General features: G+C 38.1%; 16 protein-coding genes and 2 CRISPR repeat arrays (1 of these 18 only partly in view). Of the genes, 10 read left to right on the forward strand and 6 right to left on the reverse strand.

The window, feature by feature from the left end; translation table 11 throughout:
• Positions 1–1386: a CRISPR direct-repeat array (repeat unit 32 nt; unit sequence GTCGCATCCTTTATGGGTGCGTGAATTGAAAT) (it extends 4019 nt beyond the left edge of the window).
• A gap of 453 nt (positions 1387–1839) precedes the next feature.
• From cas4 to PPA04_RS04100, 5 genes are all read left to right on the forward strand, one after another.
• On the forward strand, positions 1840–2496 hold the full coding sequence (cas4, locus tag PPA04_RS04080; protein ID WP_229923072.1) for a CRISPR-associated protein Cas4: 657 nt from the start codon (positions 1840–1842) through the stop codon (positions 2494–2496).
• Positions 2493–3524: a type I-C CRISPR-associated endonuclease Cas1c gene (gene cas1c, locus PPA04_RS04085; protein WP_057783648.1), complete on the forward strand. Its 1032-nt coding sequence runs from the start codon at positions 2493–2495 to the stop codon at positions 3522–3524. The genes cas4 and cas1c overlap by 4 nt, the downstream gene beginning before the upstream one ends.
• Before the next feature lie 7 nt (positions 3525–3531).
• Positions 3532–3822, forward strand: coding sequence for a CRISPR-associated endonuclease Cas2 (gene cas2 / locus PPA04_RS04090; RefSeq protein WP_057783646.1), 291 nt, complete (start codon positions 3532–3534; stop codon positions 3820–3822).
• Between the two features lie 119 nt (positions 3823–3941).
• Positions 3942–4790, forward strand: coding sequence for an aldo/keto reductase (locus PPA04_RS04095; protein ID WP_057783643.1), 849 nt, complete (start codon positions 3942–3944; stop codon positions 4788–4790).
• A gap of 261 nt (positions 4791–5051) precedes the next feature.
• Entirely contained in the window at positions 5052–5960 is a 909-nt protein-coding gene (locus PPA04_RS04100; RefSeq protein ID WP_057783641.1) for a proline iminopeptidase-family hydrolase, read from the forward strand.
• A gap of 347 nt (positions 5961–6307) precedes the next feature.
• Here the strand turns inward: PPA04_RS04100 and greA are convergent, their stop codons facing one another.
• Together greA and PPA04_RS04110 are read right to left on the reverse strand one after the other, a co-directional pair.
• On the reverse strand, positions 6308–6778 hold the full coding sequence (greA, locus tag PPA04_RS04105) for a transcription elongation factor GreA (RefSeq protein ID WP_057783639.1): 471 nt from the start codon (positions 6776–6778) through the stop codon (positions 6308–6310).
• Positions 6779–6849: 71 nt separating this feature from the next.
• Complete coding sequence (locus tag PPA04_RS04110; protein WP_057783637.1) at positions 6850–7836, reverse strand: quinone oxidoreductase family protein; 987 nt, start codon at positions 7834–7836, stop codon at positions 6850–6852.
• A 108-nt stretch (positions 7837–7944) separates the two neighbouring features.
• Here PPA04_RS04110 and PPA04_RS04115 point away from each other — a divergent pair, with 108 nt between their 5' ends.
• Entirely contained in the window at positions 7945–8427 is a 483-nt protein-coding gene (locus PPA04_RS04115; protein WP_057783635.1) for a MarR family winged helix-turn-helix transcriptional regulator, read from the forward strand.
• Here PPA04_RS04115 and PPA04_RS04120 read toward each other — a convergent pair whose 3' ends face one another.
• From PPA04_RS04120 to PPA04_RS04135, 4 genes are all read right to left on the reverse strand, one after another.
• On the reverse strand, positions 8428–8673 hold the full coding sequence (locus tag PPA04_RS04120) for a hypothetical protein (RefSeq protein ID WP_057783633.1): 246 nt from the start codon (positions 8671–8673) through the stop codon (positions 8428–8430).
• A gap of 395 nt (positions 8674–9068) precedes the next feature.
• A complete protein-coding gene (locus PPA04_RS04125; protein WP_057783631.1) occupies positions 9069–9581 on the reverse strand; it encodes a YbhB/YbcL family Raf kinase inhibitor-like protein in 513 nt (170 codons plus the stop codon).
• A gap of 73 nt (positions 9582–9654) precedes the next feature.
• Complete coding sequence (locus PPA04_RS04130) at positions 9655–10878, reverse strand: ABC transporter permease (RefSeq protein ID WP_057783629.1); 1224 nt, start codon at positions 10876–10878, stop codon at positions 9655–9657.
• Positions 10871–11767, reverse strand: a complete 897-nt coding sequence (locus PPA04_RS04135) for an ABC transporter ATP-binding protein (protein WP_057783627.1) — start codon at positions 11765–11767, stop codon at positions 10871–10873. The genes PPA04_RS04130 and PPA04_RS04135 overlap by 8 nt, the downstream gene beginning before the upstream one ends.
• Before the next feature lie 189 nt (positions 11768–11956).
• Between PPA04_RS04135 and cas9 the strand changes: the two genes are divergently transcribed.
• From cas9 to csn2, 4 genes are all read left to right on the forward strand, one after another.
• Positions 11957–16084, forward strand: coding sequence for a type II CRISPR RNA-guided endonuclease Cas9 (gene cas9 / locus PPA04_RS04140; protein ID WP_057783625.1), 4128 nt, complete (start codon positions 11957–11959; stop codon positions 16082–16084).
• A gap of 215 nt (positions 16085–16299) precedes the next feature.
• Positions 16300–17202 (forward strand): type II CRISPR-associated endonuclease Cas1, encoded by a 903-nt coding sequence (cas1, locus tag PPA04_RS04145; RefSeq protein WP_057783623.1) that lies wholly within the window; start codon positions 16300–16302, stop codon positions 17200–17202.
• Entirely contained in the window at positions 17180–17485 is a 306-nt protein-coding gene (gene cas2 / locus PPA04_RS04150) for a CRISPR-associated endonuclease Cas2 (protein ID WP_057783621.1), read from the forward strand. The genes cas1 and cas2 (PPA04_RS04150) overlap by 23 nt, the downstream gene beginning before the upstream one ends.
• Entirely contained in the window at positions 17482–18153 is a 672-nt protein-coding gene (gene csn2 / locus PPA04_RS04155) for a type II-A CRISPR-associated protein Csn2 (RefSeq protein WP_057783619.1), read from the forward strand. The genes cas2 (PPA04_RS04150) and csn2 overlap by 4 nt, the downstream gene beginning before the upstream one ends.
• Before the next feature lie 30 nt (positions 18154–18183).
• Positions 18184–22378: direct repeats of the CRISPR family, unit length 36 nt; unit sequence GTTTTAGAAGAGTGTCGAATCAATATAGTTAAGAGC.
• Positions 22379–22419 lie beyond the last annotated feature (41 nt).

Below are 22419 nucleotides of genomic sequence, written 5' to 3' on the forward strand. Positions count from 1 at the left end.
AAGACGGTCGCATCCTTTATGGGTGCGTGAATTGAAATTACTCTGCACTCTCATCACCATATCTAATCCGATCGTCGCATCCTTTATGGGTGCGTGAATTGAAATTTGAAGCGTTTACTGCTAAGTCATCCACATCAGGTCGCATCCTTTATGGGTGCGTGAATTGAAATAAGATAATTGCGGACCTGTAAGGCTAGCTGATTGGTCGCATCCTTTATGGGTGCGTGAATTGAAATATAAATAACTAAAAAAGTGTGACGGATGTGACGGACAGTCGCATCCTTTATGGGTGCGTGAATTGAAATAAATGCTCAAAATGATGCTAGTTCAGCAGTTGCTAGTCGCATCCTTTATGGGTGCGTGAATTGAAATTGCTATAACCCCAATCTGATTGATGGTGTGTACCTGGTCGCATCCTTTATGGGTGCGTGAATTGAAATTGATTAATCATTATTTGCTTGCCTCATTCAGTCGATTGTCGCATCCTTTATGGGTGCGTGAATTGAAATAGCCTTTAAAACTGAAACAGCTGAATCATTTTGTTGTCGCATCCTTTATGGGTGCGTGAATTGAAATTTGCACCAGATAACAATTGATCATGCACAGATGTCGTCGCATCCTTTATGGGTGCGTGAATTGAAATACGATATTCGTCAGCGTTTTTGCTTTCGATTCCTGTCGCATCCTTTATGGGTGCGTGAATTGAAATATTCCAAACATCCACCTTTCTACTTGATGTGATAATTGTCGCATCCTTTATGGGTGCGTGAATTGAAATAATGATGAAATATATTTAACGTCAGGAAAATGGTTTGTCGCATCCTTTATGGGTGCGTGAATTGAAATATTAGTTCCATTGGCAGTACTCAAAGAATCAAAATGTCGCATCCTTTATGGGTGCGTGAATTGAAATACGATAGAATTAGACTTCCAGGTGAATTTACCAATGTCGCATCCTTTATGGGTGCGTGAATTGAAATTGATTTAGATGATTCAACCCAAGACACAATTATTAAGTCGCATCCTTTATGGGTGCGTGAATTGAAATCATTAAATTTAGTTACACTACCACGTGCTGTTCCCGTCGCATCCTTTATGGGTGCGTGAATTGAAATGTTCTAAAGGCGGGGACGACCTTGCTAAACTTATCGTCGCATCCTTTATGGGTGCGTGAATTGAAATTTGGTGCACTCTTTATCTTTATACGTGTAAACAGCTGTCGCATCCTTTATGGGTGCGTGAATTGAAATTCCGATGTTTTTACGATAAAATCCCGATATTTTTCCGTCGCATCCTTTATGGGTGCGTGAATTGAAATGCCAACGAATACCCGGCAGAATGGTCAAGCAGTGTGTCGCATCCTTTATGGGTGCGTGAATTGAAATACCACTTGGCTATTGCATGTGGCAAGCTTCTAATTCGTCGCATCCTTTATGGGGTGCGTGAATTGAAATATATAATGAACGCCAGCCAGCAAATCATCATAGCTGTCGCATCCTTTATGGGTGCGTGAATTGAAATAACATCAAAACGATCAATCACGCGAATCTTGGTTTGGTCGCATCCTTTATGGGTGCGTGAATTGAAATAGGTGCCCACACACCAGGTTCTGGCTGGTCTGTTAGTTGCATCCTTTATGGCCGTGTGAAAGCGAAATCAACATTATTACTGATGATAATATTAGTGACTTATCATATTATTTCAGTTTATTGACCATACACGAATGAATCATTTAGAAGCTAACCATACAATATCTTTAAATAAAGCGTTTACATTTTTAGAATCGATGATATTATGATGTTAGAGAAACACTAAAACGTGATGGTGGAGATGAAAGAAGTGGAATATTCGGAAGATGATTTTTTGATGATATCCGGTATACAACATTTTCGTTTTTGTCAGCGACAGTGGTCGTTAATCCATGTTGAACAAGCATGGCAGGATAATCTATTGACCTATGATGGGCAAATTCTACATACAAAAGCTGATCAACCTGAAATTCGGGAAAAAAGAAAAAATAAGTTGATTGTGCGATCTTTACCAGTTCATTCTCGTGAATTAGGTTTAACGGGTATTTGTGATGTTGTTGAATTTGAGGAGAAGCCTGATGGCGTGTCGATCTTTGGCAGTGAGAAAAAGTACTTGCCCAAACCAGTAGAGTATAAACATGGACATAAAAAGTATGATTTGTCAGATACTTTACAGTTATTAGCTGAAGCAGCTTGCTTGGAAGAAATGCTTGGATGTACGATCCGTTCTGGTAGTATTTTTTATCAACAGACTAGACGACGTGAAGAAATAGAATTTACTGAATCTATGCGTGAACAATTACTTAATACAACGGAAAAAATGCATCAATACTGGAAAAAACGATTTACACCAAGAGTCAAAACTGGGCCATGGTGTAAAAGTTGTTCATTAGCTAATATCTGTTTGCCAGAATTATTATCTAAGCAGACCGTTCGTAGTTATCTAAAACGGAGGTTGAGTGATTGAGAAAGTTATTAAATACACTTTTTATAACGTCACCTGATGCCTACTTATCTTTGGATGGTGGCAATATAGAGATACGGGCAAATAAGCAAATTTTAGGTAAGGTTCCTTTGCTTAACTTGGAAGGAATAGTAACGTTTGGGCGTGCAGGAGCTAGTCCGGCTTTAATGAATGAGTGCATGAAAAGCACGATTCCAATGACTTTCTTGTCACCAAGTGGTAGCTTGATGGGAAGAGTAATTGGGGTGACCAACGGAAATGTTGTGTTGCGGAAAAAGCAATATCAGATTTCTGAGGATAATCAAGAGAGCGGTCTGATAGCACGAAATTTTATTATCGGAAAAATCTATAATCAACGTTGGATGTTGGAACGAGCTACAAGAGATCATTCATTGGTAATAAATACAAAGCAGTTCAAATTAGTGTCAGGTCAATTGCAAAAGGTTACCCAACAGCTATCATCTGCAACAGATATTGATATAATTCGAGGAATTGAAGGAAACGCAGCCACCCAGTATTATGGATTATTCGATCAATTAATCTTGCAACAGAAAAAAGATTTTCAGTTTCATGGTCGTAATCGACGACCGCCATTGGATAAAGTGAATGCGTTACTTTCTTTTGCATATACACTATTAGCGCATGATGTTTCAGCTGCATTGGAAACAGTGGGTTTAGATTCTTACGTTGGATTCATGCATCAAGACAGACCTGGACGGATGTCATTAGCTTTGGATTTGATGGAAGAACTGCGTGGCGTATATGCCGACAGATTTGTTTTAAGATTAATTAATAAAAAAATCGTGAATTCAAAAGATTTTCAAAAAAAGGAAAATGGCGCTGTCTTATTACATGAGGATGGCAGGAAAAAATTCATTGAAGAATGGCAACAACGAAAACAAGATAAGATTGTCCATCCTTACTTGAACGAAAAAATAGCTTGGGGGTTAGTTCCTTATACCCAAGCTATGCTACTAGCACGTTTTTTACGTGGGGATTTGGATGAATATCCGCCGTTTCTTTGGAAGTAGGTGAATTATGTTAATTGTAGCAGCATATGATATTGCCATTACTTCGGATGGCGGAACACGTCGATTAAACCGTGTGTCAAAAACCTGTACAAGATATGGACAAAGAGTACAAAATTCCGTTTTTGAATGTTTAATTGACGATATGGAATTTTTAAAAATGCGCCAAGAATTAACGAATATTATTGATCCAAGCCAGGATAGTCTTCGCTTTTATATCTTGGGAAATCACTATGAGCATAAAGTTATTCACATTGGTACAAAAGATGTACAAGATTTAGACGGACCATTAATTATGTAACTTTATGTTCAATTTGAATGTTTCTTTGTAGTTTAAAAGCCTTGTTAAGCGACTAACAGAAAGAAAACGCGTAAAATTTAATTTGAAAAGCAATTAATTTTAAGAAATGAGGGTAAATCATGTCAGTTTTAACAGATACATTTGAATTAGCAAATGGCGTCAAGATTCCTAAAGTAGGATTCGGTACTTGGCAAACTCCAGCTGGGGACGTAGCTTATCAAGCTGTGTTAAACGCATTGAAAGTGGGTTATCGCCATGTTGATACTGCCAAAGCATACGGTAACGAAGCCGATGTGGGTCGTGCCGTGCGGGATTCAGGCATTCCACGTGATCAGGTCTTTGTGACCTCAAAACTACCTGCTCAGAGTAAAACATACGATGAAGCAATGGCCGATTTTGATAGTACATTTAAAAAATTGGATATCGATTATGTCGACCTATACTTAGTGCATGCGCCATGGCCATGGAATCAGATCGGTAAAGATTGTGATGAGGGTAATATCGAAGTTTGGCGTGCTATGCAGGATATTTATGCCAGCGGTCGGGTAAAAGCGATTGGCGTTTCTAATTTTAATGTTCACGATCTTAAAAATGTGTTCGCTAACGCTAAGGTAAAGCCGATGATCAACCAAATTCAGTATTACGTTGGTTATACAGAACCCAAGATCACGAGTTTTGCCAAAGAAAATGGCGTTTTAGTGGAAGCTTATTCCCCATTGGCAACTGGTGGGTTGTTGAAAAACGATCAAATGGTGGCTTTAGCCGGTAAATATAACGTGAGTGTTGCCCAGATGGCATTACGTTTCTGCTTGCAAAATGGTGTTTTGCCATTACCAAAGGCAGTTGGGGAAGACCATATTGAAAACAACGCTAAGCTCGATTTTGAAATTAGCGATGCAGATATGGCAACTTTGAATAATATGCCAGATACAGCCCCAGAACATTCACATAATTCCACACAAGGTTAAAATTAAATTAAAAAACTGTTGACTTTCTAATTATGCAATTGCATAATGATTGTAATTCAGAGCGAGGGAGGCGACATAGATGCAGAATTCAAAATTAGGTTTAAACAGTATTGTGATTAGCGTGATTAAGATGACTGCCGATGTGTCGTCCTTCTTAACTTGCTAGTTTAGTTTGAGTTAGACAATTTTGGACCATCGGTTAGGTAAAATACCTAGCGGGTGGTCTTTTTTTATAATCAGAAAATAGGTGGAGGTTCTTATATGAAAAATGGTACACATCTTTTAACACTCGATAACGGCTATCATTTGTTTACACGTACGGTTGGAGAGGGCAAAATTAATCTTTTATGTTTGCATGGTGGCCCTGGTGGCACCCATGAAGAATTCGAACATTTTGACGAACATTTGAAAGATCTTGGGGTTCGCGTTTCAATGTACGACCAACTAGGCTCTTATTTTTCAGACCAGCCGGATTTCACAGATCCTAAGGTGCGAGATAAGTATCTAACGTTTGATTATTACATTGATGAGATTGAAGAGGTTCGGCAAAAAATAGGTTTGGACAACTTTTATTTGTTGGGTCATTCGTGGGGCGGCTTGATTGCGCAAGAATATGCTTTGAAATATGGGCAGCATCTCAAAGGGTTAATCATTATGAGTATGATTGATAATATTGCGGAATATACGCCACACGTGAATAAACTGCGACGTGAGACTCTGACACCAGCGCAGGTTTCGTACATGGAAGGGATTGAGTCAGCGGAAAAATTTGATGATCCTGAGTATCAATCTTTAGTGCGAATTTTGGATAATAATTTTTCGATGCGAAATCCGGAAGCAAGAAAGCACAGGAGTGGCGGCCATTTGGCGACGGCAGTTTATAACTATTTTCAAGGCAATAATGAATTTGTGATGGTTGGAAAACTGAATGGATGGGATGTGCGTGATCGTTTGCATGAAATTAAGGTTCCGACTCTGTTGACGTTTGGTGATCATGATACGATGCCGCTTGACGCGGGACGACGGATGCAACAGACGTTGCCGAATGCACGGTTTGTATTGACGCCGGATAGTGGACATTCGCATAGTCGAGATAATCCGGCGGCATTTTTCCAGAATTTGAGTACGTATTTGAGAGATGTGGAAGAGGATAGTTTTACAGCGTATTAAGGAAAGTGGGCGGATTGTGGCTGTCGCAAGAAGCTGTCCTAAGAAAGTGAGCGGATCACGGTGCTAGGCCACACTAGAATAAATAACTGTGCCGATAGTAGGATGACTATCCTATGGTAAGGCATGGTTATTTTAGTGTGGCTACTGTGAGGAGCTGTCCTAAAGAAAGTGAGCAGAGTGTGGCGGTGAGTCTCACGAATATAAGTGGTGCCAGTAGTGGGATGAGAATCCCACGGTAAGGCACGCTTATATTTGTGAGACTGCCACAAGGAGCTGTCCTAATAAAAATTGATCCAAGTCCTAAAAAAACGCGATCGAGAAGCCACCACTTCTCAATCGCGTTTTAATTATAATTTCACGTCCAAAACTTTAACCTGATAATCAGCATTTGGTGCTTGAACTGTCACGATATCACCTAGGGTCTTGCCCATCAGAACAGAGCCAAGCGGCGAATCCAGTGAAACTTTATTTGTTTTAATATCGGCCTCTTGTTTACCCACAATTTGATAGGTTACTTGATCGTGGTCGTCCACAAATTCAATGGAAACGTACTTACCAATTTCTACAATCTGATTGTCAGTGGGGGTGACGATCTTTGAGTATTGTAATTGTTTGGTTAGAAAATGGAGCCGGCTTTCAAGATGGCGTAAATCCCGTTTTGCAGAGGTGTACTCGGCGTTTTCGGATCGGTCACCGAGGGCACTGGCTTCGGCTAAATGTTTAATCAAGGTTGGCCGTTTTGCTTTCCAATCTTCAATTTCTTTTTCAATCTGGTGATATCCAGCGGCAGTAATTTTATTAAAGTATGGTTCTAACATAGTTTTCCTCTTCAATGGCTTGATTTTGCCTCCATTTTACACCGTTAAACAAAGAGATGCCATTTTGAAAACTAGAGTTTAATTACAGTCCGAACGCCACTTGGAACTGGTTTTTGCCAGTCAATCTGAGTAGCAGCTTCTTCTAAAGAAATTGTTTTGACATCTGATTTAATTTTGCCGGAGTTGATCAAATCCCAAACAGCCTTATAAACTGCATGTTGGTTGGCCATGACTTTAGGTGTTTGCATACCAATAATTTGAAGGCCAGAAGTCCGAATTGCCTTCGAAGGTAAACTGATTTCTGGTCCAGCAATGGAGCCAATTGAAACTAGCGTAGTGGCGCGTTTCATAGCTAAACTATTTGGAATAATCGCGTGTAAAATGAGTTCGATTGGATGACCCCATAAGTAATCGAGGATAATCAAGTTACCTTTAACAGATAAGTTATCGAGATTTTGCATGATTGTTTTATCATCATCAGCCAGTGAAATGGTTTGAGTGGCACCTAAAGCTTTTAGGCCTGCTAATCGTTCTGGATTACGACCAGTTCCGATAATTTCACTAGCACCAAGGCTTTTGGCAACCTGAATGGCTAATTGCCCCGCAAACCCAGTCGCACCGTTGATCAAAACGGTGTCCCCGGGTTGTATATCCAAACCAAATTTAAGTGGGGCAACACTGGTTAAAAGTGAAGACGCAGCGGCAGTACTTGAATAAAGATCAGTATTTTCGGGAATTTCCAATAATAATTTGGAGTTGGCGACTGTTCGTTGGGCATATGAGCCAAATTGCGGCTTTAAAGTTCGTGCCCGAAAAGCAACCAGCTTACCGTTATCGACGCGGCGGCCAATGCCACTAGCACCGGGGATGCTTGGAAATGCGGGATGCCAATAAGTGCTTGAATAGTGGCGACCAGCGGCGTTGGATTTATCGAAGTTTTCGATCGGAGCAGCCAATACGTCAATCAAGGTATCAAACGTTTCATCAGTTGTGGGTTCAGGAACATCCTGTGAAAAAAAAGGAGCAGTTTTAAAATTTTTAATCGTTAATTCTTTCATAAATAATCAGTCCTTTTTTATATTACTAGTAATGTATTTAATATAAACCCGAAAATTCTTGCTGTCAACTATAAATTACTGGTAATATATAAGCAGAAGGTGAAAACAATGAATGAATCACAATTTAAAGAAATAGATGCTTTGTTGCACAAAATTGGTTCAAAAGAAACACATAATCAGCATGAAACGTGGGTTGCTAAACATGCGGCCATTGATGGTGATCCGAAAAAAAATCATTTGACGCATAATGATTTGGATATCTTGGATGTTTTGTTAGACGGTGAAAAAACGGTGAGTGAGGTTGTGGCCGCCATTCAAATCACACAAGGTGGCACGTCGCGCAGAATCAATCATTTGGAAAAATTGGAGTTGTTGGAAAAATTCCATCAAGCGGTAAATAAAAAAACGGTATATTTAAAACTGACTCCATCCGGGCGAAAATTAGCACAAGCCCATATGCAGTTACACAAACAGCTGCGAGAAGAAGCTCTTGCAGCTGTTGCGGATTTTTCGGATGCAGATATTCAAACGGTGAAAAACTTTTTGAACAGGTTGATCAAAGTTCAGGAAGATTTTCAATCCGAGGATTAATTAGGCGTTCATCGGAAGTAACCAGTCAGAATCAATTAATTGATGTAAGGATTTGTTGATTGGCAGCCATAGTTTGGCTTTGATGATATCTTTTAGGGATGTCCAAAAAAGAGGATCATCTCGTTGAGTCTGAGTGGGATAGACGAAAAGGCATTCACCAGAAATCGTTTTAACTTCAATTTTTGCTTGGTAAATACCTAGCACTTGAACTTCTAAGACTGATAGATTCTGATTATTCAATAACATATTCATCGCTCCTCGTATTATATATTTTGAAACTTTGTTTCTTACTCTTCACTACTTAGATGCTGCGTGATATTCTCTAATTGTTCATTGGATTTAGGTCCAACTTATTGTCATTAATGGGTATTTTGCGATCGCAAAATCTTATCTCCAAAAGGATGTCCAGCGAACTATATCGACATTCGATTGGTTCGAATGGCTCCTTTGAATTAATATACTAAGTATGCGGTGGCTAGATTAAACCGAACTTAAAAATGTGTGAACTTTCTGCGGGCTTCTGGATAAGAAAATCTAAAGGCCTTAATTGAATGCCAACAACCACTAAACAAAGGTTAAATTTAGGCACATAAATAGGCTTGAGTCGCGAATTGACGCGATCTAAGCCTATTTAAATATCTTTATGCCCGACTAAGGATACTAATTCGTTTTCTTTCAATAATATGAGGTTTAGCGGCGTGATAAAACTCGTTTAACCAGAAACCTTCTTTTAAATCTAGCTTACTATCTAGTGCATAAATATCCAGCCAGTAATCATGTGTTTTGTCCGGCGGGGTCGGTCCGATGTAATGCTGGGTAGTTAAAGGATCTGTTTCACCAATTAAAGGACCAGCCGTACTGTTATTTCCTTGAATCATCTGGATGCCGCCCTTTTGACTGGCATTCTCGGGAATTTCTACGGTGGATGCTGCAGGAATATTTGCGGCTATCCAGTGAATCCAAGCAAACCCACAAACGGGCACAGAGTCGAAATCCAAAAGGGTTAGCGCAATTGTTTTGGCTTCTTTAGGGATGCCCGTAATTTCAATCGGAAAAGAGATTGCCGGGTTTTTATTATAGATGGCCTCTTTGGGCGCATATTTACCATATTTATCGAGTAATAAACCATTTGATGTCGGTACTGAAACTTGCATAGTCATGAACCTCCTCGTGTTTATTTAACTTAACCTTACGTCAAACTACGCAAAATAGGAACGAAAAAGCTTATTAATTGCGTTTCAAAATACGTTTCCAAATTTTCTGATCAGAATAGTCCAAAACGTGATTTGCATACAAGCGGGTCGTAAACCAAGTGACGAGCACAATCGAAACCGCTAAAATAACCAAACTAATTATGGCATCCATGATTGTGGCATTGCCGACCGCATACCGCACTGACATGATGCTTTGGGACAGAAACGGAATAAATGAGCCGATTTTAATCAAAACGGTGTTAGAATTCATGGCCACAAACGAAGCTCCGTATGCAGCTAAGCCAACCATAGTCAGTGGAGAAACTGCCTGGCTGACTTGATCTGATCGGGAAACTAGCGCGCCTAAACCGGCTGCCAAAATGGTGTATAACGTGATTCCCAAAATAAAGAACAACACTAATATGATGATAATGTTGGGTTGAACATGGCTCAAATCTAGATCTTTTAAGAATTGCACATTACCACTCAGATACTTCAGGCCAAACACACCACAGATTGCGGTAACTAAAACTTGTAACAGAATGAGAACAAACATGCCAGTGACTTTCGCAAAAAACTGAATTTGTGGTGAGACGCTGCTAACCAGAATTTCCATGATTCGGGAACCCTTTTCCGTAGCCACTTCTTGGGCAATCAGACTCGCGTAGCTGACCATGAAAATATAAATTAAGATGGTCACCACCATGGCTAAAATGCTGTTGATGGTCTGTTGATTATTTTTTTGAGCCGTTTCTTTTCCATTTGTATACGAAACAGACTGAGTTTTAAAGTTGGCGGGGGCAAAGAGAGTTGCTAGCTGTTTAGCAGATAAACCTAATTGGGCTGCCGTTTGTTGCATTTTCAGTGAATTTAATGAATTCTGCAAACTGGTAGTATCTACCGTTTTTCCATTTGTCCGTGATTTATAGATTGCAGAAACCTGACTGCCTTTGACTGCGACGGTTAAATAGCCGTCCAATTTTTCCTTTGCCAAACTGGTTTCAGCTGCCTTTTTAGTGGTGATTGATTTGCTGACGTTATATGCTTTCTTGGTATTGCTTTTAAGCAAAGCCGAACGTAATGGCGCGTTGTTGCTCACAATGGCAATTTGTGGTGTTTCACTAGTGTGATTCTTGATGGCGGCGATGCCAACTATGGTTCCTAATAAAATAACGGGCATTAATAACAAAACGATGTAAGTGGGACTTTTAATGTTTTTGCGAATGACTTGTTTGCAAACAACCCAAAATTTATTCATTAGACACACCCGCTTTCATTCGGAAAATTTCATCAAGAGATGGTGGTTGCTGCGAGAACTCACGAATGTATCCATTTTTGGTTGCCTGTGCAAAGACCGTTTTACCGACTTCAGGATTGGCTAGTTGCAATTCGAAGCCAGCTTGATACTTCTTAACGTCGGTCACGCCGTCAATTGCCAGGAGGTCGGTTTCGGTGAGAGGAGATTGAAGAAAAATACGCGTGTCACCAAAACTTTCTCGAATTTCATTGGTTACGCCATTTAAAACTGTTTCGCCTTGGCGGAGCATCAAAAGTTTATCGCTAATTTTTTCAACGTTCCCCATATCATGTGAAGAAAAGATAATAGCGGAACCTTGTGCTTTGAGCCGTTCGATACCGTCTTCGAGAAGACTGGCATTCACCGGATCGAGACCACTAAATGGTTCATCTAAGATGACCAGTTTGGGATCATGAATGAGCGTAGCAATTAGCTGCACCTTTTGCTGGTTTCCTTTAGATAAATCTTTAATTTTGTCGGTGCGTTTACCTTTGACGGCAAAACGTTGCATCCAATCATTTAGTTTTTGTTTAGTCACAGCTGGTTTTTGACCGCGCAACTCTGCAAAATAGATGACTTGTTCTTCGACAGTCATTTTAAGATATAAACCGCGTTCTTCGGGCAAGAAGCCAACGATGTCTTGATCCTTGCGAGTGAAAGGATGGCCGTTCCAAAATACAGAACCTGAATCGGGCTTGAGCAAGTCCAGAATCATACGAAACGTGGTGGTTTTACCAGCGCCATTTTGACCAATCAAACCAAGAATTTCACCGTCATTAACGGTGAAGCTTTCATCGACAACGGCCTGCATTTGGCCGAACGATTTGTTTAAGTTTTTCACTTGTAACATAGGTCACAACTCCCTTGTTGGTGACTGTATTCGTTTACATTTATTATACAGGATATTGGCTGGAAAAAGAATGGTTTTAGTAGGATAAGGTAGAAGTTAAAAAGTTTCTTGAAAGGTATGTGAAAGCGCTATAAGAAAGGGTATTATATAATCATAGTAACAGTGAAGTAATAAGTAGGAGTGAAAATTATGGAAAATAAGAAATATAGTATCGGCCTAGATATCGGAACCAGTTCAATTGGTTTTGCAGTCGTGGATGAAAATAACCGTGTCATGCGCGTGAAAGGAAAAAATGCAATTGGTGTGCGTTTATTTTCTGAAGGGCAACCAGCTGCGGATCGACGTAGTTTCAGAACAACACGCCGTCGCTTAAGTCGCCGTCGTTGGCGTTTACGATTATTGCGGGAGATTTTTGAACCGTACATAAATCCTGTGGATGAAGCATTCTTTATGCGATTGAAAGAATCAAATTTGTCACCGAAGGATGCTAACAAGCACTACTCAGGAGATATTTTGTTTAACGATCAATCGGATCAAAAATTTTATGAAAAGTATCCTACAATCTATCATTTACGTCATGCGCTCATGACAGAACATCGTAAATTTGATGTTCGTGAGATTTATTTGGCGATCCATCATATTGTGAAGTTTCGTGGGCATTTTTTAAATGCAGCTTCTGCCAGTAATTTTACTGTTGGTAAATTGAATTTGGAGGGCAAATTTGATGCTCTAAATGAAATTTATCAACGCGTTTTAACTGATGATCCGTTTGCACTTAGAACGGATAATTTGGATCATATCAAAGAAATATTGATTGATAACAAGCGGAGTAAGGCTGATCGGCAACGAACTTTGACTGGGGATGTGTATCAAAGTTCTGAAGAAAAAGAAATTGAAAAACGTAACAAAGCCATTGCAACCGAAATCCTGAAAGCTGCAGTTGGTAATAAAGCCAAATTAAATGTGATTACCAACGTTGAAGTTGACAAGGAAGCCGCTAAAGATTGGTCCTTAACATTTGATTCAGAAACGATTGATGATGAATTGGCCAAGGTTGATGGTCAGATGACAGACGATGGCCGTGAAATTATTGAAATTTTGCGTAGTCTATACTCCGGGATCACTTTGGCGGCAATTGTGCCAGAAAATCATACTTTATCACAATCAATGGTAGAAAAATATAATTCGCATAAGGCACATTTGAAATTATTGAAAGATTTGATTAATAATATGACTGATACGAGGAAAGCTAAGAATCTTCGTGCTGCATATGACGGCTATATTGATGGTGTAAAGGGAAAAGTTTTAACTAGGGATGATTTCTATAAACAAATTCAAGGTAACTTGGATGATTCAGCCGAAGCACAGAAAATTCAAGATGTGATGGATCAAGATGAATTTATGCCTAAGCAACGCACCAAAGCGAATGGTTCAATTCCGCATCAACTGCAACAACAGGAGCTGGATCAGATCGTTGAAAATCAAAAGGAATACTATCCTTGGTTAGCTGAGGAAAATCCAAATGAGACACGCCGCGGGGTTGCTAAATATAAGTTGGATGAGTTGGTCACTTTCCGTGTGCCTTATTATGTTGGCCCAATGATTACTGCCGAAGATCAGGAAAAACAGTCTGGTGCTAGTTTTGCATGGATGAAACGAAAAGAACCAGGAAATATTACACCTTGGAACTTCGATCAAAAAGTGGACCGGATGGCTAGTGCAAACCAGTTTATCAAACGGATGACAACTACTGATACCTATTTATTGGGTGAAGATGTGCTACCGGCACAGAGTTTGTTATATCAAAGATTTGAAGTGTTAAACGAACTCAATAAAATTCGAATTGATCGTAAGCCAATTTCGATCGAACTCAAGCAACAGATTTTTAATGATTTGTTTAAAAAGTTTAAAAATGTCACGATTAAGCATTTGCAGGAGTATTTAGTAGCTACTGGTGGCTATGATAAACGCCCGAGAATTGACGGTTTAGCTGATGAAAAACGATTTAATAGTGGACTAAGTGCTTATCATGATTTGCATGGAATTTTGGGTGCAGAGGTTGTTGATGCCAATGATAAACAAGACGATTTGGAAAAGATTATTGAGTGGTCGACAATTTTTGAAGATAAAAAGATTTACCGGGCCAAACTAGATGAGTTGACTTGGCTAACGGATAGTCAAAAAGAAAAATTAGCGACTAAACGTTATCAAGGTTGGGGTCGCTTATCAAAGAAACTACTTAGTGGTCTAAGAAACTCGGATCATCGTAGTATTTTAGACATTTTGTGGATTACGAACGAAAACTTTATGCAAATTCAAGCAGATCCAGATTTCGCTGAACTTGTAAAAAATGCTAATCAAGGGATGCTTGGCAAGAATAATTCACAGGATGTTATTAACGATTTATATACTTCTCCACAAAACAAAAAAGCAATTCGACAAATTTTATTAGTTGTTCATGATATCCAAAACGCGATGCATGGGCAAGCACCCGCTAAAATTCATGTAGAATTTGCGCGTGGAGAGGAACGTAACCCTCGACGTTCCATTCAACGTCAGCATCAGATTGAAGCAGCATATGATAAAGTGACCAGTGACCTCTTGGTAGACGCCGGTGTTCGTCAAGAGCTAAAAGATGCCATTAACGATAAACGAGATTTTAAAGATCGATTATTCCTGTACTTCATGCAGGGAGGTCGTGATATTTATAATGGCGAACCAATTAATATAGATCGCCTTTCAAGCTATGATATTGATCATATTTTGCCACAGGCCTTTGTTAAGGATGATTCATTAAATAATCGTGTGTTAACTGATGCTGAGGGAAACAGACGAAAATCGGATGCCGTTCCTAGTGAGCTTTTTGGTGCTAAGATGCGATCAACCTGGGAATTAATGAGAGAACAGGGGTTAATTTCAAAAGCTAAGTATCGAAATTTAACCATGAATCCTGAGAATATTAATGCCCATACTGAAAATGGCTTTATCAATCGGCAATTGGTTGAAACTCGACAGGTAATTAAGTTAGCTGTTAATATTTTGGCTGATGAATATACAGAAGATACCCAAATTGTTTCAGTAAAGGCGGACCTTTCCCATCAGATGCGTGAAGACTTTGAATTACTGAAAAATCGGGATGTGAATGATTATCACCATGCGTTTGATGCCTATTTAGCGGCGTTTATTGGCAACTACTTGTTGGAACGTTATCCTAAGTTGCAGTCATACTTTGTTTATGGAGATTTCAAGAAGTTTAGTCAAAAAGATACAAAGATGAGACGGTTTAACTTTATCTACGATTTGAAACATAGTGATCAGATTGCAGATAAGAATGGTAAAAAAATATGGCACAAAACGAATGATCTTGATTACATTCGTCACTTGTTTGCATACAAAAAGATTCTGATTTCGCATGAAGTGAGTGAACGGCGTGGGGCACTTTATAATCAAACCGTGTATAAAGCCAGTGATGATAAGGCTAGTGGACAAGGTTCTAAGAAATTAATCCCAATTAAAGCTAATAAACCGACCGAAATTTATGGTGGATATACTGGTAAAACACTTGCCTACATGGCGATTGTTAAAGTGATCAAGGGTAAGAAAATTGCATATAAAGTTGTGGGGGTACCGACTTCTGCTTTAGTTCAATTAGCAGGTATTGAACATGGATCTCAAGAGGAACTAAATCGGTTATATGACGTACTTAAACCTCAATTTACCCAACTGAAGAAAAACAACAAAACTGGTGAGATTTCTGAAACTGTAAGTAAATTTGAAATCGTTATTCCTAGGGTGAAGTACCAGCAGTTAGTCGAAGACGATGATAAATTGTTTATGATCGGGAGTGATACGTACCCGTATAATGCACAACAATTAGTGTTGTCAGAAGGTGCACTTAAAGTGATAAATAATGTTTATCGAAAGGGAGAAAACAGTGATAAACAAGAAAGTTATAAATTGGACGATGTGTATGATGAAATTATAATTGCCATGAAAAAATATTTTCCACTATATGATAATCGTGGCTTTAGAGAAAAAGTTGCGGAAGGTAAATCAACATTTGAAAATTTACCAATATCAAATGAATTTAAGAATGGAAAACTAACTAAAATAGGGAAAAAAGAGGTTATCAACAGGATGTTACAGGGATTACACGCTAATGCAACAATGACAGATTTGAAGATTTTAGGTATTAAATCTCCATTTGGATTTATGCAACAGCCAACAGGTATTGCATTAAGTGAGAATGCTCAACTAATTTATCAGTCGCCAACAGATTTATTTGAACGGCGAGTACAATTGAATAAAATTAAGTAAAAAGAAAAGCTATTGTCGGTTTAATAACCTTCAATAGCTTTTCTTAATAAAATTATGTATGGTCCGATAGCGGACTCAAAAGATAAAACTCAGCATAAAGCTTTGTTTGATTTTAACCCAGAGCGTCAAATCAATATAGTTAAAATATTAAGTGTGTCGAACTTAACAATTGCATAATATCATATTAACGCTTTCAAAACAAGGAGGAATTTTATATGGGATGGCGAACAGTTGTGGTTACACAACACGCAAAGATTTCCTATTCAGGACATTGTGTGGTCGTTCAAACGGCAGATAGTATTAATCAAATTCCAGTGAGTGATATTCAGATTCTACTGGTTAGTACAACGCGGGCGGTAATTACTAGTGCTGTAATTAGTGAATTAGCCAAGCATCAAAGTAAAGTGATTTTTACGGATAACAGTGGACAACCTGTTACGGAGACGGTAGATTATTATCCAAATAATCGTGATCCGCAGTTGCTAAACACGCAATTTAACTGGTCTGAGAAACGAAAGACAGATTTGTGGACTAAGATTGTCGTTCAAAAAATTGCTAATCAAATTTTTGTGGTAGATTCCTTGGGCATTGAATCCCAGGAGTTAAAGGATGAGCTTTCGAAGTTAGAGGTGAATGACGTTACAAATCGAGAAGCAGTTGTTGCTCGAAAATATTTTTCATTATTGTTTGAAGATGAAGCATCCCGACGAGATTTTAGCCCGACGAACGCAGCTTTAAATTATGGATATGCTATCATTTTATCTGCCGTTAATCGAGAAATTGTTGCAAATGGTTATATAACCCAATTAGGGATTCATCATCATAGTCAAGAAAACAACTTTAATTTAGGCTCTGATTTGATGGAACCTTTTAGGCCAATAATTGATTGGTGGGTTAAACAAAAGAAATTTAACGATTTTACCCCAGATATTAAGTTTGGCTTAGTGGGTTTGCTAGATTTACAGATGAAATATAACGGACAGAATACTATTATGAGGAATGCTATTTCTAAGCATGTACTCAACTGTTTAAAGTATTTAAGTGAAGAGACTGACAAAATAAAAATTGAGGTGGAGATTAGTGAGGTATCGAATAATGCGATTAATGGTAATGTTTGATTTACCGGTTGAAACGAGTAAAGATCGACGAAATTATCGAAAATTCCGAAAGGCATTGCTGAATGAAGGGTTTTTGATGGTGCAATTTTCAATATATGTACGCGTATGTGTGGATAAAAAGAGTGCCCATTTAATGGAAAAAAGAATTGCCACTTATGCACCGGCAGATGGGTTGATTCAGAGTCTAATGGTAACTGAAAAACAATATAATAGTATGAACTTTATTGTAGGTGAACCCAAGCAAGATGTACGTAATTCAGCTGAAAGGACCATCATTATATGAATCTTACATATTTTCCGTTTAAACCAATTGTTATTAATACGAATAAACCAACTTTGATTGAGACCAGTAATCGAAAGGTTTACACAGATTTGGTTTCAGGATTGCGCGGATATACTGATTCAGTAAAAATTAGTGATGATAATTTTGAAATTGAAGAATGTGAAAAAGCCATTCAATGGATTGGGGATGCATTTGTTGACGTAGACTTAAATAAGATGTACCAAAGCCAATTGCAAAAGCAAATCGTGTCAAAATTGGATGATGCTTCTAGGCAAAAACTAACTGAAATCAATAGTCAATTAAAATCACTAATTTTTGATGCAACATTTTCATTAGATTTACCTCTTAAGGTTAACGACGAATTTGATCCGATTAAGTTGGTAAAGTACTGTGAAGTTAGCTTTGTAAGTGCTTTAAAGCAAGATCCATATGGTATAATTGAAACGGTGTTAAAAACTGCTTCTGAATTAAAGGAAACCAAAGTACTTGTCTTGACTAGTGTGAAAAATTATCTCAGTGTCAGCCAATTTGATGAATTGGTGAGTTTAATTAAGTCACTTGATTTGAATATCCTATTTATTTCATTCTCAGAAATGGATAATCATGAAGAATTTGATAAATGCCGTTATTACTACGTTGATCAGGATTTTGTTGATTGGCGGTACTAGATACTATGAGAATAGCATTATAAAAAAACGGTTTTAGAAGAGTGTCGAATCAATATAGTTAAGAGCCTTTCGTATATGCCGTCATAGACTTCCGCTGTTTTAGAAGAGTGTCGAATCAATATAGTTAAGAGCCATTGAACGAAACGAAATATGGTGAACAGAGTTTTAGAAGAGTGTCGAATCAATATAGTTAAGAGCTGTGTATCGGCTTGATTATCCTTGTTCGCTGTTTTAGAAGAGTGTCGAATCAATATAGTTAAGAGCCACTATGCAAGGACAGTTTGACCTGTCCAGGTTTTAGAAGAGTGTCGAATCAATATAGTTAAGAGCATGATGAGCTTTACTACCGGTTTGTGACGCGTTTTAGAAGAGTGTCGAATCAATATAGTTAAGAGCCCTGTGTATGTGGCACACACAATAAAGTTTGTTTTAGAAGAGTGTCGAATCAATATAGTTAAGAGCAATATCGATACACAGGTTTTGATTAACAAGGTTTTAGAAGAGTGTCGAATCAATATAGTTAAGAGCGGAAGAGATTTATACTGTGCTTTCGCGTTAGTTTTAGAAGAGTGTCGAATCAATATAGTTAAGAGCCGCAAGTTGATAATCAGGAAAATGACTTGAGTTTTAGAAGAGTGTCGAATCAATATAGTTAAGAGCGACGAATACAAAGCTAAGACAGACGAACAAGTTTTAGAAGAGTGTCGAATCAATATAGTTAAGAGCTTAGTCCAATGGGCAGCACAACAGGCTGGGGTTTTAGAAGAGTGTCGAATCAATATAGTTAAGAGCCTGGCTGTGGCCCGGAAGAATCCGAGGCAAGTTTTAGAAGAGTGTCGAATCAATATAGTTAAGAGCGTTCATCTAGTGGGGTAGTCTCAAGCTCTGGTTTTAGAAGAGTGTCGAATCAATATAGTTAAGAGCAAGCGTTTTGAGTGGGAGTTGGAAGTCTGCGTTTTAGAAGAGTGTCGAATCAATATAGTTAAGAGCTATCCCCTTTTTTATTATGCAAACATTAATGTTTTAGAAGAGTGTCGAATCAATATAGTTAAGAGCACAGCAATGCAAATACCGCGTTAATAATATGTTTTAGAAGAGTGTCGAATCAATATAGTTAAGAGCTTGGCCCATAGACTTGTGCTGTACACTGATGTTTTAGAAGAGTGTCGAATCAATATAGTTAAGAGCACTGCATCCTTGGCATCATCACGAGCATTAGTTTTAGAAGAGTGTCGAATCAATATAGTTAAGAGCGGCAAAAATTCCGAATACAGCACACAGTGAGTTTTAGAAGAGTGTCGAATCAATATAGTTAAGAGCTTATCTCTTCCAATTGCATAACCAAGTACGGTTTTAGAAGAGTGTCGAATCAATATAGTTAAGAGCCAATGTACCCAATTAAAACAGCTATGCCGCGTTTTAGAAGAGTGTCGAATCAATATAGTTAAGAGCTGCGTTCACTAAAGTAAACCCTGTGTGCGAGTTTTAGAAGAGTGTCGAATCAATATAGTTAAGAGCTTAAACTGACCCCAATAATCATCATTTGATGTTTTAGAAGAGTGTCGAATCAATATAGTTAAGAGCTTTGAACCTGTATTCAACACCACATTTTTTGTTTTAGAAGAGTGTCGAATCAATATAGTTAAGAGCTTAATATTGGGCTAAGACTAGCTGGATCACGTTTTAGAAGAGTGTCGAATCAATATAGTTAAGAGCAAAAGGATCCTCAAGCAGGAGTCCAACCATGTTTTAGAAGAGTGTCGAATCAATATAGTTAAGAGCCTGGTAAAAATGAAGGACTGTATCATGTTGGTTTTAGAAGAGTGTCGAATCAATATAGTTAAGAGCAGAGGCAAAACAACTATGACAAAACTTACAGTTTTAGAAGAGTGTCGAATCAATATAGTTAAGAGCTTGATGCTCCGTGGAATAGTAAGAACCTGGGTTTTAGAAGAGTGTCGAATCAATATAGTTAAGAGCAACTGGACGGTTTAATCATGAGAACCATTAGTTTTAGAAGAGTGTCGAATCAATATAGTTAAGAGCGTGTTCAATCTTAATACTATCAGTATCACTGTTTTAGAAGAGTGTCGAATCAATATAGTTAAGAGCTAATAGGCTGGCGGAATACTGAAACGGATGGTTTTAGAAGAGTGTCGAATCAATATAGTTAAGAGCAATTGAGAAACAATTTAATACTAAGAATATGTTTTAGAAGAGTGTCGAATCAATATAGTTAAGAGCAGATTCTTTAATTTTAATACTAACCTATGGGTTTTAGAAGAGTGTCGAATCAATATAGTTAAGAGCAACGGATTGTTTATGTTCCTGTTTCTAATGGTTTTAGAAGAGTGTCGAATCAATATAGTTAAGAGCTCCCAAGCTCGACTTGGCTTAGTCAGTGGGGTTTTAGAAGAGTGTCGAATCAATATAGTTAAGAGCTGGTGATGGGGCCGTCTGTTAAATGGTTAAGTTTTAGAAGAGTGTCGAATCAATATAGTTAAGAGCAATTGTTGTTGAGCTTCAGATGGTCCAGGAGTTTTAGAAGAGTGTCGAATCAATATAGTTAAGAGCTTATACTGGTCAGAAGTGATACGACTACACGTTTTAGAAGAGTGTCGAATCAATATAGTTAAGAGCTTATCAGATTGAATATTTTCTATTGTTTTAGTTTTAGAAGAGTGTCGAATCAATATAGTTAAGAGCTTGCTAGGGTCTTTTTTATTCGGCCTCTGGGTTTTAGAAGAGTGTCGAATCAATATAGTTAAGAGCACAAAGGCGTGGTACACGCAGATGAACAGCGTTTTAGAAGAGTGTCGAATCAATATAGTTAAGAGCTCCGGATACTTGTATTGTGCCTTGCCACCTGTTTTAGAAGAGTGTCGAATCAATATAGTTAAGAGCATATCTGGGGTGACGATGCGCCACTAAGGTGTTTTAGAAGAGTGTCGAATCAATATAGTTAAGAGCTATTTTTGATGTATAATCAGTAAATCCGATGTTTTAGAAGAGTGTCGAATCAATATAGTTAAGAGCGCTCCCGTCCGAGCCTGTGCATGAACGTGTGTTTTAGAAGAGTGTCGAATCAATATAGTTAAGAGCCCATTTTTTGCCGGTCAAATTACTCTTGCTGTTTTAGAAGAGTGTCGAATCAATATAGTTAAGAGCACAGCGAACCATTGTTTATGCTCATGATACGTTTTAGAAGAGTGTCGAATCAATATAGTTAAGAGCTTCAACGTGATACTTATTAATCATCTCATCGTTTTAGAAGAGTGTCGAATCAATATAGTTAAGAGCCCGCTACGTTGGAATACTCAGAATGTTTTAGTTTTAGAAGAGTGTCGAATCAATATAGTTAAGAGCTTGGCCCCTCTGGTAAGCTCTAACATAGTCAGTTTTAGAAGAGTGTCGAATCAATATAGTTAAGAGCAAATGAATGATTTAAAAGATGATGTCGTTAGTTTTAGAAGAGTGTCGAATCAATATAGTTAAGAGCCAATTACAAAATGAGGCTAATCAAAACAGGGTTTTAGAAGAGTGTCGAATCAATATAGTTAAGAGCGCGAAATAAACTTAACCCGTGGGTACATCAGTTTTAGAAGAGTGTCGAATCAATATAGTTAAGAGCTATTTAGTTTTGCAGAATAACGAGTTAATGGTTTTAGAAGAGTGTCGAATCAATATAGTTAAGAGCTTGACGGGTAGTTGGTAAACTGTTTGCTGAGTTTTAGAAGAGTGTCGAATCAATATAGTTAAGAGCGGAAAAAATAAATGACTGATAAAACAGCGAGTTTTAGAAGAGTGTCGAATCAATATAGTTAAGAGCTTGTTGTACCAGCTGTCTCTGCTGATCCACGTTTTAGAAGAGTGTCGAATCAATATAGTTAAGAGCGGTGAAATTAATGTTTAAACTGTACGATTAGTTTTAGAAGAGTGTCGAATCAATATAGTTAAGAGCCAGTTAGTCCGTTACGTTTCCAACCCTGCAGTTTTAGAAGAGTGTCGAATCAATATAGTTAAGAGCCCATCTTTGATGTAAAACCCGTTAAGGATAGTTTTAGAAGAGTGTCGAATCAATATAGTTAAGAGCCCAGTTTTATTACACTTTCTAACACTTTTTGTTTTAGAAGAGTGTCGAATCAATATAGTTAAGAGCATTGCCAAAGCAATATGATGGATTTGATCAGTTTTAGAAGAGTGTCGAATCAATATAGTTAAGAGCAACCTTGATGGCATATAGCCCAACTCCTCAGTTTTAGAAGT

Origin of the sequence: Pediococcus parvulus, assembly GCF_007990205.1 — a bacterium.
In the GTDB taxonomy this organism is placed as follows: Bacteria; Bacillota; Bacilli; order Lactobacillales; family Lactobacillaceae; genus Pediococcus; species Pediococcus parvulus.